The sequence below is a fragment of the Lysinibacillus sp. UGB7 genome (assembly GCF_049058285.1).
Classification (GTDB): Bacteria; Bacillota; Bacilli; order Bacillales_A; family Planococcaceae; genus Lysinibacillus; species Lysinibacillus sphaericus_B.
The window spans coordinates 82,810-105,361 of record NZ_JBMGUV010000010.1 but is presented as its reverse complement, the minus strand read 5'-3'; the positions used below and the strand labels follow the sequence as shown (position 1 = coordinate 105,361).

14 protein-coding genes are annotated in these 22,552 nt (G+C 35.5%); 2 read left to right on the top strand and 12 right to left on the bottom strand.

Annotated elements, in window-relative coordinates:
• Nucleotides 1-2: 2 nt before the first annotated feature.
• The 12 genes from ACOMCU_RS11300 to ACOMCU_RS11245 form a co-directional block, all read right to left on the bottom strand.
• On the bottom strand, nucleotides 3-1,028 hold the full coding sequence (locus tag ACOMCU_RS11300; RefSeq protein WP_421050210.1) for a hypothetical protein: 1,026 nt from the start codon (nucleotides 1,026-1,028) through the stop codon (nucleotides 3-5).
• A gap of 15 nt (nucleotides 1,029-1,043) precedes the next feature.
• Entirely contained in the window at nucleotides 1,044-4,271 is a 3,228-nt protein-coding gene (locus tag ACOMCU_RS11295; RefSeq protein ID WP_421050209.1) for a glycosyltransferase, read from the bottom strand.
• A gap of 18 nt (nucleotides 4,272-4,289) precedes the next feature.
• Nucleotides 4,290-5,552, bottom strand: coding sequence for an ABC transporter ATP-binding protein (locus tag ACOMCU_RS11290; RefSeq protein WP_421050208.1), 1,263 nt, complete (start codon nucleotides 5,550-5,552; stop codon nucleotides 4,290-4,292).
• An 11-nt stretch (nucleotides 5,553-5,563) separates the two neighbouring features.
• On the bottom strand, nucleotides 5,564-6,355 hold the full coding sequence (locus ACOMCU_RS11285) for an ABC transporter permease (protein WP_421050207.1): 792 nt from the start codon (nucleotides 6,353-6,355) through the stop codon (nucleotides 5,564-5,566).
• A 144-nt stretch (nucleotides 6,356-6,499) separates the two neighbouring features.
• A complete protein-coding gene (locus ACOMCU_RS11280) occupies nucleotides 6,500-8,077 on the bottom strand; it encodes an O-antigen ligase family protein (RefSeq protein WP_421050206.1) in 1,578 nt (525 codons plus the stop codon).
• Between the two features lie 16 nt (nucleotides 8,078-8,093).
• On the bottom strand, nucleotides 8,094-8,591 hold the full coding sequence (locus ACOMCU_RS11275; protein ID WP_421050205.1) for a tetratricopeptide repeat protein: 498 nt from the start codon (nucleotides 8,589-8,591) through the stop codon (nucleotides 8,094-8,096).
• 447 nt (nucleotides 8,592-9,038) lie between these two features.
• Nucleotides 9,039-12,356, bottom strand: a complete 3,318-nt coding sequence (locus tag ACOMCU_RS11270) for an S-layer homology domain-containing protein (RefSeq protein ID WP_421050204.1) — start codon at nucleotides 12,354-12,356, stop codon at nucleotides 9,039-9,041.
• Nucleotides 12,357-12,896: 540 nt separating this feature from the next.
• On the bottom strand, nucleotides 12,897-13,613 hold the full coding sequence (locus ACOMCU_RS11265; protein WP_421050203.1) for a WecB/TagA/CpsF family glycosyltransferase: 717 nt from the start codon (nucleotides 13,611-13,613) through the stop codon (nucleotides 12,897-12,899).
• Entirely contained in the window at nucleotides 13,610-14,881 is a 1,272-nt protein-coding gene (locus tag ACOMCU_RS11260; RefSeq protein ID WP_421050202.1) for a nucleotide sugar dehydrogenase, read from the bottom strand. Before ACOMCU_RS11260 ends, ACOMCU_RS11265 begins: the two co-directional genes overlap by 4 nt.
• Before the next feature lie 256 nt (nucleotides 14,882-15,137).
• Complete coding sequence (locus ACOMCU_RS11255) at nucleotides 15,138-16,094, bottom strand: nuclease-related domain-containing protein (RefSeq protein WP_421050201.1); 957 nt, start codon at nucleotides 16,092-16,094, stop codon at nucleotides 15,138-15,140.
• A 246-nt stretch (nucleotides 16,095-16,340) separates the two neighbouring features.
• The gene (locus tag ACOMCU_RS11250) at nucleotides 16,341-17,189 is read right to left on the bottom strand and encodes a flagellin (protein WP_421050200.1); all 849 of its coding nucleotides are present in this window, start codon (nucleotides 17,187-17,189) and stop codon (nucleotides 16,341-16,343) included.
• Nucleotides 17,190-17,393: 204 nt separating this feature from the next.
• Complete coding sequence (locus tag ACOMCU_RS11245) at nucleotides 17,394-17,867, bottom strand: transcriptional regulator (protein WP_421050199.1); 474 nt, start codon at nucleotides 17,865-17,867, stop codon at nucleotides 17,394-17,396.
• A gap of 214 nt (nucleotides 17,868-18,081) precedes the next feature.
• On the opposite strand from ACOMCU_RS11245, the gene ACOMCU_RS11240 reads away from it, so the two are divergent.
• Together ACOMCU_RS11240 and ACOMCU_RS11235 are read left to right on the top strand one after the other, a co-directional pair.
• Entirely contained in the window at nucleotides 18,082-19,656 is a 1,575-nt protein-coding gene (locus ACOMCU_RS11240; RefSeq protein ID WP_421050198.1) for a hypothetical protein, read from the top strand.
• Nucleotides 19,653-22,427 carry a DEAD/DEAH box helicase gene (locus tag ACOMCU_RS11235; RefSeq protein WP_421050197.1) on the top strand — a complete coding sequence of 925 codons (2,775 nt, stop codon included), beginning with the start codon at nucleotides 19,653-19,655 and terminating at the stop codon, nucleotides 22,425-22,427. Before ACOMCU_RS11240 ends, ACOMCU_RS11235 begins: the two co-directional genes overlap by 4 nt.
• Nucleotides 22,428-22,552 lie beyond the last annotated feature (125 nt).

The following is a 22,552-nucleotide window of genomic DNA, read 5'->3' as shown; positions in this document are numbered from 1 at the left end:
GATTAAACTCTCCATCCTTGTGTACCTTTGTTGACAAAATGTACAGTTTTAACGTCACCATTTTCATTTTCTAAAGCCTTTATTACCTCTAACTTTTTAATGGGGTCAACTATAAATATCATGAAACCACCGCCACCAGCTCCAGAAACCTTGCCCCCAATAGCACCTGCGTTTATTGCTTTCGTATAAATATTATTTATCAGATCATTTGAAATTGAAGATGCCATTTTCTTCTTTTCTTCCCATGAATGTCCTAAAAGTTTACCAAACTTAGTAATTTCGCCTCTAAGTAACGCTTCTTTCATATTCACAGCATCTTTCTTTAATTGATGCATGGCTTCTAGTGAATTTTCATTTTTATTTGTTGCATTACTTGACTGCTCATCGATTATTTTAGCTGACTCTCGTGAAACACCTGTAAAATATAAAAGCAAAGAGCTTTCCAGCTCATTTACAATCCAATTTTTTATTCGTAAAGGGTTTACAATAACTCGGTCTTTCTCGTAAAACTCCATAAAATTGAATCCACCAAATGTAGCAGCATATTGATCTTGCTTGCCACCATTTAATCCAATATCTTTTCTTTCAATTTCAAATGCTAAATGAGCGATATCATATTCACCTAGAGGTAAATTTAACCACTCCGTAAATGCCTTTAAAATTGCTACTACCATCGTAGAAGACGAGCCTAGTCCAGACCCTGCAGGAGCATCTGAATAAGTAGTAAGTTTAAAAGATAATGGTTCCTTTACAAATTGCTTTACAATTCGATTGTAAACTCCCTTATGTAAATCTAGCATTCCATTTAAATCAAAATACTCCGTAGAATCACATGTGAAAGTTTCTTCTCTATCTGCTGCATAAAACGAAATAGTATTATCATCAGTTACCTCAATTGAACAATATGCATACATATCAATCGTAGCATTTAATACGAATCCACCATATAAATCACTATATGGTGATACATCTGTGCCTCCACCTGCTAGTCCCAATCTTAAAGGGGCTTTAGCTCTAAATATAGTCATGTTATTAGAAACTCCTTAATTGCTTATATCCGACGATATTATTTTTTGTACAGCTTTTGATGTGAAATTCTCATTTACATATCTCAATGAAGCAATTGATAGTAAACTTAATGATTCCATATCATCATATAAATCTAAAACCTTCTGAGCAAATTCCATTTCTGATTCAGCAATTGTCAATATATTCTCGCTTCGGACAATTCCTTCTGCTCCTACAGATGTAGTAACTATAGGCATCTGATAGTACATTGCTTCAACTACTTTACCTTTCACTCCAGCTCCATATCTTAGAGGAACTACTACAATTCGGCATTGGTCATACAGTTGAATTAATTCTTCATCAGAAACAAATCCTGTAACAATAATATTTTTTGAAATAAGTGATTTAATCTCGTCTGGAGGATTAGATCCTACTATATAAAACTTCATATCAGGCTTTTCTTCTAAAATTCTAGGTAATATAGCAGACACAAACCATAAAATTGCATCGACATTTGGTTTATGACCGAATCCTCCAACAAATAATAATCCCTCTCTATTTTGGAACTGTTCTGGCTCTATTATTTCTTTTTCATCAAAAATATAAGCCGGAATAGCTTTAGCATTAATATTTGGATAGTATTTTTTTATTTCTCTCACTTCTACATCAGATGGATAATAAACAACATCAGATTTTTCGTATAAATCAAATTCAGTCTTTTTCCACTCTTCAGCTGATTTTTTTAGTGATTCGTTACCCGTTAACTCATACTCTCTATATTCACGTAAGAAATGTAAATCATGACCATAATATATAATTTTTGAATTAGTGTATTTCTTCAAAGCATCAACATACTTTATTGATATATGTGGTCTATTCATGTACACATAATCAATCTCATTACCGTTTTGTTTCAACCATTGTTCGATGTTTTTTCTGTTATAAGGGTGATATAAAACTTCCACGCCCACTTTTTCTAATTCAGTAGTATACGGTTCATGTTTGTGATAATTATCACCAATGAATTTTACATTAAAGCCCATTTCAACAAAGAGCTTCAAATAGTGAAACGTTGTTCTACTTCCTGCGTCTTTATCGTAATGAGGAACATAATGATCTATAACTAAAATTGTTTTTTTATTTTTACTTCTATCTCTTGCTTTGAATACTTTTTCCCCATTTTTAAAATGATCATTAATTAAAACTTCCGACCATTTATCAATGAACTTAGATTTATTTAACTCTTGATATCTTTTCACACCTTCACTCACATTTACTCCATGTGAAATACCTTCGAAATGCACAACAACCGATTTAGGTTGGAGCATAACTTTATATCCATGTTTTCTTACTTCAAAAGCCAAATCAGAGTCTTCAAAATATGCTGGGACATACCTCTCATCAAATCCACCAATAGTATCCCATAGCTCTTTTCTTAACATTATTGCAGCCCCAGATACGTAATCTACCTCTTTCACATAGTTATACTCTGGTTTTGAAGGGTCATCCAATCTGCCGTAGTTCCAACCACTCGCGTCATTCCAAATGATACCACCTGCTTCTTGTAATCGGCCATCTGGGTAAACTAACTTTGAACCGACCATTCCAATTCGGTTGTCACTTTCAATGAGTTCAACTAGCGAATCCAGCCATCCTTCTTGAACCTGTGTATCATTATTTAAAAAGAAAATATAATTCCCATCAGCTGACTTTGCTGCATTATTGCAATTTAACAGGAATCCTCGATTTTCCCCATCTCGAATTACTTTTATATTCTCCACATATCCAGATATCTCTACCGTTTCGTCAGTGGACATATCATCAGCAATAATTACTTCATATGGAACATTACGCGTATGAGTAAGGATTGACTTTAGACAAGTATAGGTGTAATTCCACTGATTATAAACAGGAATAATAATGGACACTTTTGGAGTGTTAAATCTTTCAAAGCTAAGTTTTTCATATTCTTGAGTTATTGTTTCAATTGCTAGAGGCAATGTCGAAGAACCATTTGTGTTTCTTTCAATATAATTATCTACACGATTTTCTAACATAGATAAATTTTGATTTTTATAGTAATAAAAGAATTTCTTCATATTCTCTTTATTTATCATTTTTACGTTTCTATCAACAATAATCTTTTTGAAAACTTTAAGGAAAAATCTCATCTTACCATCTGAAGGTAAAACTTTATCTCTTAGCTTGTAATATTTTAGAAGCAATTGCCAACCGTCTGATTCAAATATATTATTTAATAATCTTTCTTTTTCTTTTAAAGTTTCATTTACCATTTCTAAATTGGCATTTTTTTGTTTTAGAATCTGTTGTTCTTCATGTAACTGTTCTTTTTCTCTTAGAATATTATTTTTATTCTGCAATAAATCCTCATATTTCCCTTGAGCATGATTTACTTGATCTTCGAGTAAGGATTTTTCTTTTTTCACTTCATTGATATAGTTATTTCCTTCATCAATTGAGTGATTTAAAAATGCTATATGTTTATTACGTTCTTCAACTTCATTTTGAAGTTGAATTATTCTTTCCATTTTCTTATTAAATGTACCATTTTCAATAATTACTGAATTAATATTATAAATTTGATTTTCTAAATCTGAGCAAACTGCCACAATATATTTACTATTCTCAGATATATCTGAATTGATTTCTAAACTTTTATAAGTTGGGTCATTTTCCCCGCTTAACAAAAATACGCTTTCTCTCAGTTGATAAAAAAATTCAACATTATCAAAATTTGATTTCAAAAACTCATAAAATTCATCTTTATAAAACTCTTTTACATGAAAAGGATTTGAGTAGTTTCTATGGTCACTATACATTTTCTTATTAGGGGTAGAGATGATTAATAAACCATCTTTTTTCACTACTCTTTTTATTTCTTCTAAAAATGCTTTTTGAAGATTTTCATCTACGTGCTCAATCGTTTCAAACGACACTATGATATCGAAAAAGTCATCATTGAATGGTAGTTTTCCAATACTCCCTACTAAAAATTGAAGATTAGGTTTTACGTAGGTGTTTTTAGCATGTGCGACAGCTTCCTCATCAATATCCATTCCAAATACCTGATTTGCTTGATTGGACAGAATGTCTGAACCATAGCCTTCCCCACAAGCTGCATCAAGTATAGTTTTACCTTTTACCAAATCCTGTATTGATTGATATCTTTGTATATGTTCAATTCTAATTTCCTCGTCATCATCTAGAACATTCGGAATAAATCTTTCTCCTGTGAAATTCATTTTTTTTGCTCCTTGCACTTATTTTGCATCAAAAGATATATTATCTAGTACCATAAATCCTTCTAAATCAAATTCTTGCTGATCGTCAACTTTAATAATTAAAGCATCATGTATCCAACAGTGTTGAGTGTGCTCAAATTGACTTCCAGACGCAACAGCAGGAGAAACTGTATATGTTCCTCTTTTTAAAGGTGGTACAATAAATTCAAAATTGTATCTGTAATTTTTATTTACTGTTGTATTTTGCATCTTTTGATGTAAGATAAAAGTATTAGTTTGTGTAACAACATTACCAATCCTATCTTTTATAGTAAATCCGATTATTGGATTGTCTAATATTTCGTTATAACTCACTAAAATAGAAATGGTTACTTTATCTCCTAATTTAGTCTGATAAATTTTCATTTCATTCTCATCGAACATACTAATACCTTTAATTTTGGCTTTATTATCGCCGAACAATTGAACATTACTGTCTATCAGATCAATTTCTGCATCCATTTCTACATCTTCTGTCTCAATAAATTCTTGATAATCGTTCAAAGTACTCCCAGCCATAAAAGCTTGGTACTGCTTCGAAACATCTTCTGGATGCCCGTCTGCAATCAGTTGTCCTTCATTAATCCATATTAATCGATCACAAAATTTATTTAATTGTAATAAATCATGGGAAACAAATAAAATCGTCTTATCTTTTTTTAGTTCTTCAATTTTTCTTAAACATTTTTGTTGAAATCTAATATCTCCAACACTTAAAGCCTCATCTACTATCAATATTTCCGGATCAACACTAATAGCAACAGAAAATGCTAACCTTACGTACATACCACTTGAATAGTTTTTCACAGGCTGGTTTATAAATTCACCAATATCCGCAAATTCAATAATCTCAGGTAACTTTAGTTCCATTTGTTCTTTGCTGTATCCCATTATCGTTCCACTTAAAAAGATATTTTGCATACCGGTGTATTCCGGATTAAAACCAGCCCCAAGCTCCAATATTGCAGAAATATGACCATTCACTTCAATAGAACCGGACGTTGGATTTAATACACCTGTCACAATTTTTAGTAACGTAGATTTCCCCGATCCATTTTTTCCGATAATACCTACCGATTCACTTTTTCCTATTTCAAAATTAATATCGTTTAAAGCATGGAATTCTTGTGAATATTTATCTTTTTTTCTTATGCTAAAAGATTCTTTTAAACGTTCTATGGGATTGTTGTACAACTTATACTTTTTAGTAATGTTTCTTGCAACAATAGCTAAATCATTCATTATATTATCTCCTAAAGTACATCTGCAAAATGTGATCTTAACTTTCTATAAACAATAACGCCTATCAATAAACTAAAGGCTGTGAAAACCCAAAAATAAACAGTAAGTAAAGGTCTTTCCCAAAACCACTGATCATATATAAAAGCAGCCCTATAGCCTTCTGTAATGTAATAAATCGGGTTCAACTTTATCAAGAATAAATACTTTTCAGGTAAAATGTCTAATGACCAGAAAATGGGCGTTAGCCAAAAGCAAAATTGTAATAACATACTTACAAGTTGGCCAACATCCTTCAAGAAAATAACTAAACTAGATGTTAGATACGACAAGCCTATTAATAGAATAATTGTAGCAAATAAATAATATATAAATTGTAAGTTATGTATACTAAAGTTGTAGTCATATACATAAAACATTAAAAACAAGAATGCAATAAAAAATACATGAATATAAAGTGAAGAAAGTATTTTTACTATCGGTAATATCCCCACTTGAAAATTTACCTTTTTCACTAAATAACTATTTTCAACAATTGAATTTGTAGCACCATTCAAACTGTCTGAAAAAAAGAACCAAGGTATCATTGCACACATTAACCATAGTATAAATGGAAAATCGTCTACAGGCATGGATTTAAAGCCCACCTGAAAAACAAACCAAAAGATTAAAATTGTTATTAATGGTTGTAAAAAGCCCCACGTTATACCTAAAATTGAGCCTACATATCGAGCTTTCAAATCGCTTTTTGATAACTCGAATATGAGCTTGGATGTTTTTTTAAATTCTTGAAATCTTATATTCATGTTTCACCTTCTATTACATTGATTGAATCAAATAAATAATTCATAAAAAATATGAGAAATCTGTTTGCAAATAAAATTATGAGCTAACTCTGTTATATTATATTTAACACTAATGTAATACCGTTGAAGTGATAACTAATTTTTTTATACAACCGAATCGATTTTTGTATTTTGTTTAAATAATAACCCCATTAATATGCCTGCAATTACAAAAAGTGGTGCTGTAATACCTATGGAAGTGTCATTAAACAGTGCTTGTATTAAATAAGCAAGCCATGCGATACAAAGTGTATTGACAAACTCAGTTGACTTTTTAGAACGGAAAATAGTTTGTAAAGAATTTTTAATTGAATAGAGAACAATTCCTAAAAATGCTACTAAACCTAAAATACCCGTTCCATAAATTACACCAACATATATGTTATGAGGCTTATCTACAATCGTAACCTCATTTAAATTGCCTCTTGCTTCTATATGATTATGTGGAAACTGGTAAACAAGTGTGTCTAAACCGTAACCCAATAATGGTCGTTCTTTTACTAATTCTAAAGTTTTCTCCCAAATATAAATCCTTCCTGTACCAGGACCCCAATAAGCTTCAGGTAATACAGGTAATTCAAATGTGTTTTCTGCGGCTGACGCCGTATTTATATTCCATATTGACAAACTATCAAAAGTCAAATTCCCAATTGAAGTTTCCCCTGATCGTTGAGATTCGTAAGGATTGTTTATAGGTAGAAAGAAACCAATAGATTCATCCCAAACTTTTGGGTCTTTCATCGATAAAAAATGAACAAAAAATGCAGTTACAATATAAAAAGTTAGCAGGATAATTAATGCTTTCTTTTTATTTAGTGATTTAATAGCTAACCATATTATTAATGGTGTAATACATACAAAAGTGAAAAATCCACTTGCAGACATAGACATTAACATAATGACCATTGCCGTTAAACTAAAAAACATATTCGTAAATCGGCGAACATTAGAATTATCAATAATAGCCCACGATAAAAAGAGTAATGTTATTATACCGAACATTCCACTCATATAGTTCCATTGATTGAGCGTCCCAATTAACTGAGATCCTTCACTGATTTTTGCTCCATCTGGTAAAAACGCAGATACAAATTTTTGAATCCATACATTTTGCAATAAATCCTTACCATAAAAATTAACAGTAATAATGAAAAAATTTATAATTATAAACGGATACAACGAATAAACAATGTAATTGGATACATTCTTCGGATATTCAATATTCATCGCAATAAAAAATAATGCTAAATAACATAGCCAACTAATTGCACCGTCTGCACGATTGTACTGACCATGCAATGCAATAGAAATATTTGGAGAAAAGATTGTTGATAATACGATTACTACTGCAAACGCCCCTATTGCATAATTCAATTTAGTTTTGCGAATTTCACCGTTCATAAATAATATTTTCGTCATAAACAATAGACCAGCTAGAATAGAAATTACTAGTAAAACTAACGCTTTATAATGCGTAAATAAATCACCTTTTACGCCACCTGTTAGGGCATCTACATTTGTAATAAGTGGCGTTTGTACATCCATTACGCTTGCCATCACGATTAATGGCATAAAGCCAATAATAAGAAGAAGTAATCTAAAAACCCATTTATCCATAGATTTTTGAGATCTTACATCTTCCTCTACGTCACGATAAGCTACTTTTTCATAGAACTTACTCATTTTTATGTACCTTCCTTTATTGTGAATTTTCAATTTGTGCTAGTAGTGTGGCAACATGCTCTTGATAATTAGGTATTTCCTCTGGTCCCCATCCAGATTCTTGGCAACGTAAAAGTACAATTTTTGCGTCTTCGTACCTTTCATTAGCTACTAATATCTCTCCCAATTGAAGCATAAATACAGCATCTTCTACCTTATAAGGATTCAAATCTAATGTTTTTTGCATATAGATTTTTCCCTGTTCCAAATCACCTTTGTTTACAGCAATAATCCCCGCTAAATAATTTGCAATTTCAGAATTGGGTTCTGTCTTTAATACCTCAGATATAGCTTCCCATGCATCTTCATAATTACCATCTGCTTGTAATTGAAGTGCTTGATTATATAGAATCTCATTCATTTCAAAACTCTTATCCTGTTTGCTCGCCATGCTATTCGACACAATTAGACCAATAACGACAAACGCTACTATCCCAGACAAAATATATTTTCTAACTGATTCAGTAAATGTCATATCATTCTACCTTTCTAAACTTACGTCTATTTTTCACATATGGTTATTATACTATAAATTAGCATCTCCATGTTATATTTCCAAGGTAAACATAACCAAACTTAGATTTCTATTTTCCTTAAAGTAACTTGAGTTAACTAAAAAACATGTCGACAATATTAAGTCTGTAAAGAGTTTATCTTATAAATATTATTCACTAAAACTATTTATTCGAATATGATAAAAACCTCTAAAACTATGTGCTTTTTCACTTAAATATAAAGATAGTAATTATATAATTCATTATTTATACTTTTATGTCCCCAAAAATAAAAGTCCTGTAACTCCACTACGATTCAAGAAATACCAATATTAACCATAGTAACTCTTTTGCTTTTAATCTTTTAGTAAAAAAAGAGCTTTGTGGTTTCCCACAAAGCTCTCTTTATTTTAACTAAAAATAAGTTATTATTTAATAGCTCCAACTGTAATGTTAGTAGCAGGGTTTACTTCTTTGTCTGTAAGTTTAGATTTTATAGAAGAACCACTATTTAACTTGATACCCGTAATTGTAGTACCGGCAGCAATTGCGTTTTCAAGTTCTACTACAACTGATGTGTTAGATACGCTTACTACTTTAACTGTAGCAGTTGAACCTGTAGTAACTTGTAAAAGATCACCAGATTTTAAGTTAACCGCTGATGAGAATGTAAATGTAATTTGTTGATTTACTGCATCAGCATCTTTTTTACCATAAGCAGTTCTTTCAGGTGCGTTACCTACTTTATAAGTAAAGCTATCAGTATCTTTACCTGTTAATGTGATTTCTTTGTTAGCTGAATCTTTAACAGTAGCTTTTACACCTTTAACAGCAGCATCTTCATTGATTTTAATTACTAAATCTTCTACTGTTGCATATAAATCTTTATCTGTTGAGTGAGCATTAGCACTAAACTTGTAAGTTTTACCATTGATTGTAACATCTTCGCGATCAACGATAATTGTAGCAGTTGCAGATGTTGTAGTAACTGAACCTTCTGCTTTTTTAGTAATTTGAGCATCAGTTAATTTTAATGCAGATGTAGTGTTTACTTCACCAGATTCACTTGACTCTTTATAGATTCGGATAGATTTCTTACCATCTTTGTCTTCAGTGAATGTTACTTGTACACCTTTGTCATAGCCTTTAATAATTTGAACAAATGTATCAACACCATGAATTTCAGTACCGTATAAATTGAAGAATTTAACATCCTTTAATTCAATTGGATCTTTCCCTTTAATAACGATTTTTTTATCGTTAATTTCAACTACATCACCTGTACTTTGAGTACCAACATCTGATAATGAAGTGAATGTAGCAGTTGCTTCTTTTGAAGTGAATGCATAATCTTTGTTATCAGTATTAAGTGCAATACCATTTGCAGTAACTTTTACTGATGTAGATTTTCCATCAACCGCTACTACTTTTAATTCAGGATTTGAACCTTCATAAGTTACAGTAAGGTTACGGTTTGGTGAAACAATTTCGTTTCCAACTTTTACATCATGAGCACCTGTATTGAAGATTGTGTAAGTAACTTTTTTGATGCTAGTATTAGGCATTTTTTGATTACTTTGGTTCACTAATTCAGCACGGAATGTAGCAGTTTCGTTACCTTTGAACTCTTTTACAGCTTTATTATCAGCATTATATGCTTTAATTGTTGCACCATCAAGGTATGCATTTTGGAAGTAAGAAATTGGAGCAATAGCTTTTGGCTCACCTTCATCTAGTCTACCTTGTTTAGCATTTGATGTATTAATATCAATCCAAGCTATTGGAGTTGCATAATCGTTTTCTTTGTCAGAACCAATAATAAATGTTGCTTCACCTTTATCATTTGTTTTAACAGAAATTTGCTTCGCATTATTTTTACCATCAGCAGTATTGTTTGGATAGTAAGTTTGTTTATCATTATCATCAACTTGGATGAATTTAGCATCAGTGTTTGTGCTAATTACACGGTCTAAATCTTCATTAAACGCTACGTTAACGATTTCGTTTTTAGCTAATTTACCATCTTTATCTTTAACAACCACTTTGTATTCACGGCCATTTTCTTGATAACGTGCTGCTACTTCGCCGCCTTCACGATTCATTTCGATAGTGTATTGAGCTTGTAGAGCGCCGAATGTTACTTTAGAAGCTGTTGTTTGTAAAGCAGATGCTTTGTAAACTTCAGCTTTTTCACCAGTTGCAGTATTAGGAGCAAATACTACTGGAGTAACAGCTGTGTTTGCACCTGAAACAGTAAATGTAGCTTCACCTTTAGAGTCAGTAGTGATTTTAGCTGCTGCTAAACCAGTATTGTTGCTTAATTGAAGTGCAGCAACACCGTTAACAGTTGCGTTCGCTACTTTATCAGAAGTAACGTTCATGTTTTCCATGAAACCTACATGGAATGTTTTGTTTGATTCTGGTAGACCAGTTTTAGGGTTTTTGTAAGTAACTTTGTAAGTTTTGTCAGCGCCGTTGTTGATTGTATCACCAGTAGTTACTTCTTGAACTGAAAGGATTGTGTCAACTCCCCAGAATACATAACCAAGTGAGAATTTAGAACGGTCACCAGTTGCATATGCAGTTACTTCATCAGTACCGTCTTTATAACGAGTGTATGAGTAAGATGCTACACCGTTTTCATCAGTTACTGCTTCACCAGTTAATGTTGGTGTAACGCCATCGTTGTTGTTACCTGGTACGTAGAAAGTTACAGGAATACCAGCTTTAGATTGACCTTCAGCTACAGTAACTTGTGCTTTTACAGTAACTTGTTGACCAAGTTTACCTTGGAATGCAGGAGCTACTAACTCAACTTTAGTAGGAATTACAGTAGCAAGACCTTTGAAAGTACCGATTTTTTCTTCGCCAAGAGATACTGTGTACTCTTTATCAGCTGTTTGAGCAGCAGTTGTTAAAACAACAACTTTTTTGTTTGTTTGTTTAACAGCAGCGTTTTTAACTTCAAGATCAGAGATTAAGAAGTTAAGAGCTTGTACGTTTTCAACTTCTTCATCGAATGTTACTTCAACAGTTGTGCTGTTAATAGCTTTAACAGTTGAAACGCCTGCTTCAGGTTCCATTACATTGTTGATTGTACGGTGTAAGAATGAAGCGAATTGACCGCGAGTAATACTGTTAGCTGGGTTGAATTTAGATACGTTAGTGATACCAGCGTATTCTAAAGCAACGATTGCATTGCGTTGTTCTGCAGCGAAAGCAGCTTCAAGGTCAGAGATTTCTGTTACGAAATTAGCTTTTTTGTAGTCAGCTACTAAATCTACACCGCTAATTTCTTTAATCGCACGTACTAAAACAACTGCCATTTGTTGACGTTGCATAGTTTGCGTGTGGTTTAAGTTACCGTTTGAACCAGCGAATACGCCTGCATCTTTAGCAAGTGCAGCATATTTAACTAATTCAGCTTCAGCTGTTACTGGTAAATCGCTGAAACGTTGTTTAGTTTCCCAGTCAGCTGGAATTTCTTGGCCTTGAGCTTCTAACCAGCGACCTAATAATTTAACTACTTGACCGCGGTTAATAGATTGGTTTGGTTTGAATGTGCCATCAGCATATCCATTGATGATACCTGCTTCAACTAGTGCGTTGATTGCTACCTCGTGGTCGTTACCTGCTACATCTGAGAATCCTGCTGCAGAAGCCACTGGTACGATAGCAGAAGCTACTAAAGTAGCTGTTGCAGCCGTAGCTACGAATTTTTTGTATTTCTTTGGTTGGTTAGCCATAGAAAAATTTCCTCCTCTAAGTTCAAAAATTATGTTTATACCACATAGATATGCAGTAAATAAACAACTACACATAAAAGTATAGTTGTATCCCTAAAAGTTGTCAATCATATTTTGGGAAAGTTTCTAATTCATTTCCGGAAAAAATAGGACGTCTAACTCTCTTTTACCATTGTCGGCTATCTAAGGTTATTTTTCAAGTAAAATCACGTAATTTTCCCAACAAAATCTTTCTTTCTATGGATAAATGTACATATTTCATAGATTTCTGCTTGGTTTATCGTAAAAGTACAGGTAAGAGCTAAAAAAATAGAAGTGTTGGTAGATTGTTTCATCCATGATTCGAAGTGACCATAAGTATCTATATTTTAAAAGCAACAAAACGAAAAAAGCTCAAGCATATAATATGCTTGAGCTTTTTTCGCTTGGGCTACCAACCGTTGTTTCCTTGCAGGGAATTCTATTATTTCATAGAGGAAATTCCTATACACCTACAGTCTAACACTTTCAATTTAAAACGACAATACCATTTTTTAAAAATTACTGCCGTTTCTTTCTAGCCACTTCCAGTAAAAATAATGGAAGTGCCACTTGACGCTTGATACGCTTAGGTTCTTTTAATAATCGATAAAACCATTCAAGACCGAATTTCTGGAAAATTTCTGGTGCTCGCTTCACTGTGCCTGCAAGCACATCAAATGAACCACCCACACCTTGATAAATCGTTGGGTGCAATTGATCACGATTCGCATTAATCCAATTTTCTTGTTTTGGACTGCCCATTGCTACAAATAGTAAATCAGGCTGTGCTTCGTTAATGCGGTCAATTACCTTCTGCTTGTCTTTTTCATAGCCGTCCTGTATGCCGACTATTTTAATAGAAGAAAATAATGATTCGAGTTTTGCTTTTGCCGCATCTGCTACACCTGGCTTGCCCCCATAAAGGAAAATAGGCTTACCACGTTTTGCCGCTTCTTCGCAAAGCTTCATCATCATATCCACACCCGTCACGCGTTCACGAATTTGCCCTTTTTGAATTTTTGACGCAAGGATAACACCAATACCATCTGGAATTTGAAATTCCGCTTCATTCAATAGCTTCTTTAAAGCAGGGTCTTCTTTAGCTTTGATAATTTTTTCAGGATTGATGGCAACAACGAGCGCCTTTTGTTTTTTCTCAATGCGCTCAAATGCCATATCCATTAATTCATCGTAGCCCTCCGTATTGACGTTTATGCCAAGTACTGTTTCTTTCATCGGTTTTTCGCATCCCCAAGTAAATGGAACTCAAAGCCCGCTTCTTGCCAATTTTCACGGTTTAAGCAGTTTTTCGTATCGAAGACGATTTTTGTTTTTGCTGTCACGTCTGCGGCGTTTAGTGCTTTGAATTCATTGTGATCCGTTAGTACAACAATGATGTCAGCATCTTTTGTTGCTTCCTCTAAGCTTTGTGTTTGTGTAACATGTTTGTTTTCTTTAATGTGTGGATCAAAAGAAATCACATCTAAGCCTAGATTTTGTAGTTCATCAATCACAATTGTTGATGGACTTTCTCGCATATCATCAACATTTCCTTTGAAGGCTAGTCCAAGTACTGCTACTTTGCCACCTGCAATTTTGTTTTGATTTAAGATTGCCTGTGTTTTTTGTGCTGTATAGCTTGGCATACTGTCATTTGTATTACGAGACAGGTGAATCATTTGTGCTTGCTCGCCACCAAGCTCCACAAGGAACCATGGGTCAACTGCGATACAGTGACCGCCAACACCAGGACCAGGGAAATGCACATTTACGCGTGGGTGATAGTTCGCGAATTTAATCGCTTCCCATATATTCACGTCCAGTTTTTCTGCCATTTTCGCTAACTCGTTCGCAAAAGCAATATTAACATCACGGTATGTGTTTTCCATAACCTTTACTAGTTCAGCCGTTGTTGCATCTGTCAGGTGGATTGTGCCATTCACAAATGTTTGGTAAAGCTCTTTTGTCATTTGTGATGATTTCTCATCGATCCCACCAACGATACGGTCGTTGTTCACTAATTCTTCAAAAATACGACCTGGAATTACACGTTCTGGTGAATGTGCTACAAATAGATCAACACCGAATTCAAGGTTTGCTTTAATCAGCTCTGGTAACATCACATGCTCCACTGTTTTCGGTGGTACTGTCGATTCAAGAATTACAAGATTTCCTTTTTTTACAAAAGGTACAATAGAAGCAGTTGCTTGACGCACATACTCTAAATTAGCTGTATTGTCAGCATTGATTGGTGAAGGAACAGCTACGATGAACACATCTGCTTCCTGCGGTGTTGTTGACGCTGTTAGGAACCCTTCATCTACTGCTTTGTTCAGACGCTCCTGCAAGCCGTTCTCTTCTATATGAAGTTTTTTCTCTTGTATACTTTTTACTGCTGCTGGGTTTACGTCCACCCCATGTACTTTTATGCCGTGGTTGGCGAACATTACAGCCGTTGGTAAACCGATATAGCCAAGTCCAACGACACAAATTGATTTAGTCATTCTCTATTCTTCCTTCCGTTTCAAAAACGAGTAGTCATTAATTTTATATATGTTGTGTAAATGCAATCGCATTTTTGTTCTGCATTATAGTATACATCTTTCAAGGGAAAGTGTGAATCAATTTGTCATTTTGAAGCGTTTTCTGTGCTCTATTTACTTTGGTTGGGGTGCAGGGTGGTTGTATTTGAGTTTTATCAGCGATTTTTGCGGGATTATCAGCGATTTTGGGTCTTCTATCAGCGATTTCGGTTTTTCTTCAGCTTTTTCCATTTAGAAGCGACAAGTTGTATTTTGTGTTTTTACCAGTGCCACTACGGGTTAGAAACAATCTTTGCAATAAGCGTTTTGTAACATGTGGACTACCAACATTCAAAAAGTCGCGACATTCCCTGTTCGTCATCGTATCGCCCACAAGCATATAAAAATCCTTGAGCGCCGACACATGTGCCTCTTTACATCGATGTTCACACTTCTGACAAAACCATGTTGCTTTTAATTTCAGCATGCCAAACTGACCGCAACTTTCACAATAAACACCCCTTTGCAAAACAGACGGTTCAATATGATAGTATCGGCAAAGTGGAAACGGATTCTTTTGCTGCTGCAACTGTGACAAAATGATGTGCGATACATCGTTTATAGCAAAATCCAATTTCCTTGCTAATAGCTTATGGATATAAATCGGCAACTCTTTCCCCATGACGATTGGCAATCCGCTTCCCTCTCGATGAACATCTACATTATTGAAAGGAAAAACTATTGCGCCATATAAAGGCATAGTAATGCGATGAGCATCTAAGAAATGCTGCATTGCCTGTATATATTGCTCAAGTTGAATTTCAGGATGTGTAAAGGTACGAACTTCTCCTGTTTCCGTGGTACGGATGAGCTGACGAGGGTCACTTTTAAAATGTACAGTTCCTCGAATATTTTTTATTTCTAAAATAATGATTCCGCTTGGTGTAATAATCAAAATATCGATTTGCATCGGAAGGATAGTGGGAAGTATAACATTGTGGAATATGTGGCAATCGCTGAGTGGTTGTAATTTTTGAAGCTCGTTCGTAATGTATTGCTCACCAAAATCACCCGCTTCCTTATTTTTTAGTTCCTTTTGTAATTTTTGGTACTGTGGATGTGTTGACGGTAGACGAGCTACGAGTGCGTGCAGTCCAAGTGTGCGTGGTGAAGGCATAAACGGTTTAACAATCAAAGACATCGCTCCTTTTCTACAAACTATAACAAGAATAAGAGTGGAAAAATACTAGTTGCTTCAAATTAAAAATTTGCCGCTTTTTCTAAGGGTAAGTGGGTAAAATTTGCGGGTTTTTCGCGATGATTGTACTATTAGCGGCGATTGTTCAGGGTTTACCGGCGATTGCTCTTCGTTTACCGGCGATGTTTGCACTTTTATCAGCGATATTGCTCGTGGTCTGCTTATCAAAAAAAGGAATCTCCATTAGTATCTGGGATTCCTTATCTTTCCACTATCTAACAATTTTAAGATTGATTGAGCCTGTTGCATATGAAGGGCCAATACATATTGACCGGCTTGTAATAGAATTTGTGATTTTACCATATTCATCATTTCTTTCGCAATATCTGCATCACGAATACGGGACTCAGCTGCCGTTAAATTTTCTGCAGTGTTCATGTTTGCGTTATATGCATGTTCAAGACGGTTTTGATAGGCACCCAGGCGCGAACGCTCATTGGATACTCGCTTTAAAGATTCGTCCAACGTAGAAATGGCTTTATCCGCGTCTTCTCTTGTAGCAATAGAGGTTGTGTCATTAAGATCAAGCGCCCCTGCACCCATATCATTGATGTGCAATTCAATACTTTGCCCAGCATTAGCACCGGCCTGAATTTCAATGCCATTTGTTGCGTAGTCACCATTTAGTAGTGTTTTTGTATTAAACTCGGTATCTTTTGAGAGACGTTGAATTTCTTTTTTTAATTCCTGAAACTCCAAATCCAGTTGCTGACGATCGCTATCTGTCATTGTGTCATTGGCGGACTGGACTGCTAGCTCACGCATCCGCTGAATCATGGCATGTGTTTCATTCAGTGCGCCCTCTGCTGTTTGAACAAGTGAAATTCCATCCTGAATATTTTTTGACGCCATGTTCAAACCACGAATTTGCGCACGCATTTTTTCGGAAATTGCGAGTCCCGCTGGATCATCCGCTGCACTATTTATTCGATAACCTGAGGAAATTCGCAACATTGACTTGCTCATTGCATTGTAATGCCGGTTCATATTGTTTAGAATCGACATCCCCGTAGCTGACCATTTGCCAAGCATTGCTTATCCACCTCCATATATTGTATTTTTATTAATATCGGTCTACGGTAATTTCTGTTAAGCGTGCAATTCGTACTTTTAACAACATTATCCATATGCTACCGAAGACATTTACAATTTTTCACCTGCTATTTATGACAAGTTAAATTTAAAAGCACCCCTCCTTTTCAATGAAAGTGGGTGCTTATTTGTTGTGCCATGTATTCAAGATTCGAAACCTCCGAGTTGATTGCTCTTTTGGTGAAGTAGTTCAAAAAAGAGCGCCTCATTGTAATCTAACAGTGCCTTGTCGATTAAATAATCAAAGTTTTTTTGCTCCATTTCGATTATAAGGTGATTCATCTCACCCACTGTCACAGAAGAAACAAGCGGTATTTGCGGTTTCGGTGTAGCGCTTTCAAGAATGGGTGCTAGATGTTCATGGACATTTGTAATGAGTAATAATTGATAAAGTGGTAAACGAATGAAACGATTTCCCTTTTGGAAAACGAATACCTCAGATAAATTTTCGATTTGTTGTGTATGCAAGTTGATAATCATTTCTTTTCCTTCGATGGGTATGAAATGGAAAATCTCATTCTCTTTTAATATAGAGAAATATTGATAAGCAAATACGAGACGCAATTTATCTCCAGTAATTTTTGTGTAAAATGGCTTCATGTATTGAACTTGCATCATCCTTCATCCCTCCTGAATTATCTGATTATTCAGATTTTAACATAAATAAATCCTCTTGTTAACTATCTTTACTTCAATTTTTTTCTTTATAATCATTCAGCTTATCATGTCCCCGTTTTAATCGTATAATGGGAGGACAGTCTTTTTTACCTGATAAACAGTGACATGCAAACAACATTAAAATAACACAGTTATTATTGAGAGGAGTGGAGTTATGGTTTTATCTATTTCGCAACTAGCTAAGGAACATCAGCAATTTGTACTTGCAAAAGTAAAGGAAGCTGAGATGGACTTACATCCTTCCTCAACCGAAGATGAGGAGCTTGTGCGTCGTGCAGTTTTTTCAGTACGTAATAAATCTATTGCATTTGAACGTTTTAATAGCGCAAGTTCTATATTATATGCAAGTGTACAGGATGTCAGACCCACTTTTATAGAAATTGACTTTGCACACGAAACATTATTTTGTAATTGCCCACAGCTAAAATGGTGTCGCCATCAGCTTGGTGCATTGCTTGCACTCTATCAGTACTTTGATTCGGTACAAAATTGGTCTAGTGCATGGCGAGCGCAAAAATCCGTGCAGTTAAAAACATTGGCCGATGAACGTAGTCCTGAAAGCTGGGGATTAATGGCTAACGAAGTGATGAAGCGTTTACTGCCACCTGGTCGTGTACTGGAAGGCTATGGTCTATCTGCTATTCGCTCTGATGCACTAGAGCGTCTTCGTAAACATATGCCCTTTGAACGTGAATGGCAGCCGCTTTATAAACTGTTTATGGAACTGACCATCATTAATACGATATGGCGCCATTTAAATGAAACACCCGGGCATTCCCTTGATTCACCCTATATGAAATACTTTATTGATCAAAGTATTCAATCTTTTGAAAGTACACTGACGGAACTTAATGGACGCTCACGCCTTTTTGCAACCGATCCTTTTTACAATGCACTTCAACAAATTGTACGAGATTTTTTATTAGAACGTCGTGAACTCTTTGCCAGTCGACTACAAATCTACATGCTGCTATGGGCAGTACTTTTTTATGAGAAGCCTCGACGTGAGCAAGAACTAGCATTGCTAAATGAACTTGAAAATCCATCATCTGAGATTTCATTGCAATCATTGAAGCTATTGTTTTACGTCCTATTACAAAAAGAACAATTATTAGAAGAAAGTATTGCACATATAAATATCGAGCATATGAACGACTTATTTGAGCTTGCTACCTTTGCTAAGCGAGCAGGAGAGCCGCAAGCCCAGACATCCATCTTGCGCGCGATGCTACCATTTGCAGAAGCCTTTTTACAGGAAACTGTACCCGTAGTACAGCGTGCTCAATATGTTCGACAGTTCCAATTATTATATGAAGACATACAACTGACTGACGAAGAAGAAACCTCCCTATATAGTGCTTTTGGTGTTTACGGGCTTCAGCCATTTTCGTTCTTCCTTATAAAAAAAGAACGCTATCGTGAATGGGCAGCCTTGCATCAATTAAATCTCTCTTCCCTTTCTTATTTAGAAATGTGTGGATTAAAAGATGTGCTACAGGTAGCTCCTGCGACTGTATTGCCTTTGTATCATGTCTATGCAATGGCAGAGATTACCCAAAAATCACGCATGAATTATAAACAGGCGGTTCGTATATGGAAAAGTATGCGAAGTGCAGCAAAACGAGCCGGAAAAACTGGTTATTTTGAAACATACATGCAAACAATACGTACAGAGTTCAAACGACTACGTGCATTACAGGAAGAGATTGAGAAAGGAAACTTAGTATGATGACTTTAAATGCTACCTCTCCGTTTACGAAAAAAATACAGCTCCGTATTGAGACAGTTCAGGAAGGTTACTTTGCGTTACAGGGCTTTACTGCTGGTGGTGTAGCAATGGATGCAAGTTCACTTGTTTCTTCCTTGTTTTTTAATTATGAAACAAATGTCTATGGTTTACTGGCCAATCATTCAGACTTTTCCATCGAAGTTTCTACTGCAGAGCTACTCGATATCTTTTCCTCTCGCTATCAGCATCCATTTATACAATGGCATGGGATAAATGAAGAGAGTAGCTCCTTATTAGAAACCGTGTCGACACTACAAGTGTACTGGCAAGACCCAACACTTTGGAACCATGCCATTATTGCTGATGATTTTTCATCGTTAGCTTTTCCAATTGATGGTATTGAAACAAACTTACTTGAGACTGCAGTGCAACAAAAGCTTATAAATGCAGGGTTGTTGCTATCCGATTTACCAAAACTATTACCATTTTTCATGCGTGGTGGCTGGCCTTTAGAACAGGATCGTCAGGCTGGCACTGTCAGGGTGTCACTACGTTTAAGTGAGCCTGAAGAAGACTCGGACGTATGGTTGTTAGAAACTGTCCTTAGCACAGCAACGACAAAAAATTATTGGACACCCGCTATCCGCAAGCAAACACTACCAATCGTAGATGCCTTACCGACAAAGTGGCAGGAATTTGCAAATGATATTGTGCAGCAACAAACACAAATCGTGGAACTTCTGTCCATTGACGATATACGAAGCGATATTTTTATTCATGAGACGCTTGAGGATTTAGAAGTTCGCTCATTTTTACGTGAAGATTTGGCTAGAATACAAGCACTTGGCTTTGATGTCGTGCTACCAGCTTGGCTAAAGGATTTAAAACAATCGAAGATGCGTGTTCGTGTAAGTACGGGGAATGCATCCACTAAAAAAGTTGCTGGATTAGATGATATATTAACATTTAAATGGCAGTTTTCTATGAACGGTGAGTCGATTTCACCTGAGCAATTTAAAAAACTTGTAGATGAAAAACGTGAATTCATACGTATTGGTACAGAATGGTTTCGTGTAGATGCAAACTGGATGCAGGAAATGCGCGAATTAATGCAACAAGCGGAAGATGAAAGCTGGACTGTTCGCGAGTTACTATTCCGTGAATTACCAGAGGATTTATCGCTTCCGCTAGAAGAGGAGGACGCTGATGATGTACTACGGGATGACCCTCTCTTTGCATTTGAATTGCAGCAATCTCTAAAATCCTATATGGAGCAGTTACAAGAGAAAAAAGGGTTACCATCTGTTCCACTACCTACTTCACTTCAAGCTGAGTTGCGCCCTTATCAGCAGGAAGGCTTTGAATGGCTCATTTTTATGCGTGAACAAGGCTTCGGCGCTTGTCTAGCTGACGATATGGGTCTTGGTAAAACCGTTCAGCTTATTTCATACCTATTGCATGTTAATGAAACCATGGATTCATCTAAGCCCTCTATTATCATTTGTCCGACGTCGGTACTCGGCAACTGGCAAAAGGAACTAGCTCGTTTCGCTCCTTCCTTAATCGTGCATACGCATTATCAAGCAAATCGAGCGAAGGAAGAAACTTTTGTACAACTTGTAGAGCGAGAAAAACCACATGTTATCTTATCTACCTATGGTACTGTGTCACAGGATGCGGAGTTTTTACAGGTAATTGACTGGACTACCGTTGTACTGGATGAGGCACAGAATATTAAAAATATGCAAACATTACAATCTCGTTCAATTCGTAAATTACAAGGGAAACACCATATTGCCTTGACAGGTACACCTGTTGAAAACCGCTTATCAGAGCTTTGGGCTATTTTTGATTTTATTCATAAAGGTTATTTAGGTAGCTTCGGTCGCTTTAATGAAGAATTTATTTTACCAATAGAACGCGATGAATCAGAATCACATAAACAAAAGCTTCGTGCGAAAATACAACCATTTTTACTACGTCGAACAAAACGTGATCCTAGTTTACAGCTTAATTTACCAGATAAACAGGAATCCAATGCTTATTGCCCATTAACTACTGAGCAAGCATCTCTTTATGAAGGTTACATTTTAGAGACCCTTGATCAGCTAGAGCAATTAACAGGCTTTCAGAAAAAAGGGCGTGTTTTAAAAATGCTCAGTAAATTGAAGCAATTATGTAATCATCCTGCCCTCTATTTAAAGGAACCTTTCGAGGATGCCACAACAATGCTAACTCGTTCTACCAAATTAGAACGTATTGTACAAATGGCGGCGGAAATCGTGGACAATGGTGAGCAGTGCCTCATTTTCACACAGTATATTGGTATGGGACAATTGCTACAGCATTGCTTTAGTGAATTGCATAATGTCGATGCTCCGTTTTTAACTGGTGCTATGCCAAAGCAACAACGTGACCGATTGGTGGAGGCTTTTCAGGCAGGAGAATTCCCTATTTTCATCCTTTCCTTAAAGGCAGGAGGCACAGGACTAAATTTAACAGCTGCCAACCATGTGTTGCATGCCGATCGCTGGTGGAATCCTGCGGTTGAAAATCAAGCCACAGACCGAGCTTATCGTATTGGGCAAACACAATTTGTGCAAGTGCATAAGTTTGTTACAATCGGTACTATCGAAGAGAAAATTGATAAAATGCTGGCGCAAAAATCTGCATTATCGGAAGAACTCATTCAATCAAGCCAATGGTTAACGGAACTTGCAGATCATGAGCTTCGTGATTTGATGACACTTGATTATAATATTCCAACGTAATATACGCGCCAAGAGCATAATGTTCTTGGCGCGCTTTTAGTTTGCCAATTTCAGTGAACAATGTTGTTACTACTTTCCTACTTACTTCAACTTCATATTTAATTGTGTGTGAAATGCTCATTGCT

Coding starts and splice junctions, on each gene's coding strand:
- ACOMCU_RS11300 (WP_421050210.1), bottom strand. CDS start 1,028: ATGACTATATTTAGAGCTAAAGCCCCTTTAAGATTGGGACTAGCAGGT.
- ACOMCU_RS11295 (WP_421050209.1), bottom strand. CDS start 4,271: ATGAATTTCACAGGAGAAAGATTTATTCCGAATGTTCTAGATGATGAC.
- ACOMCU_RS11290 (WP_421050208.1), bottom strand. CDS start 5,552: ATGAATGATTTAGCTATTGTTGCAAGAAACATTACTAAAAAGTATAAG.
- ACOMCU_RS11285 (WP_421050207.1), bottom strand. CDS start 6,355: ATGAATATAAGATTTCAAGAATTTAAAAAAACATCCAAGCTCATATTC.
- ACOMCU_RS11280 (WP_421050206.1), bottom strand. CDS start 8,077: ATGAGTAAGTTCTATGAAAAAGTAGCTTATCGTGACGTAGAGGAAGAT.
- ACOMCU_RS11275 (WP_421050205.1), bottom strand. CDS start 8,591: ATGACATTTACTGAATCAGTTAGAAAATATATTTTGTCTGGGATAGTA.
- ACOMCU_RS11270 (WP_421050204.1), bottom strand. CDS start 12,356: ATGGCTAACCAACCAAAGAAATACAAAAAATTCGTAGCTACGGCTGCA.
- ACOMCU_RS11265 (WP_421050203.1), bottom strand. CDS start 13,613: ATGAAAGAAACAGTACTTGGCATAAACGTCAATACGGAGGGCTACGAT.
- ACOMCU_RS11260 (WP_421050202.1), bottom strand. CDS start 14,881: ATGACTAAATCAATTTGTGTCGTTGGACTTGGCTATATCGGTTTACCA.
- ACOMCU_RS11250 (WP_421050200.1), bottom strand. CDS start 17,189: ATGCTTGGCAAATGGTCAGCTACGGGGATGTCGATTCTAAACAATATG.
- ACOMCU_RS11245 (WP_421050199.1), bottom strand. CDS start 17,867: ATGATGCAAGTTCAATACATGAAGCCATTTTACACAAAAATTACTGGA.
- ACOMCU_RS11240 (WP_421050198.1), top strand. CDS start 18,082: ATGGTTTTATCTATTTCGCAACTAGCTAAGGAACATCAGCAATTTGTA.
- ACOMCU_RS11235 (WP_421050197.1), top strand. CDS start 19,653: ATGATGACTTTAAATGCTACCTCTCCGTTTACGAAAAAAATACAGCTC.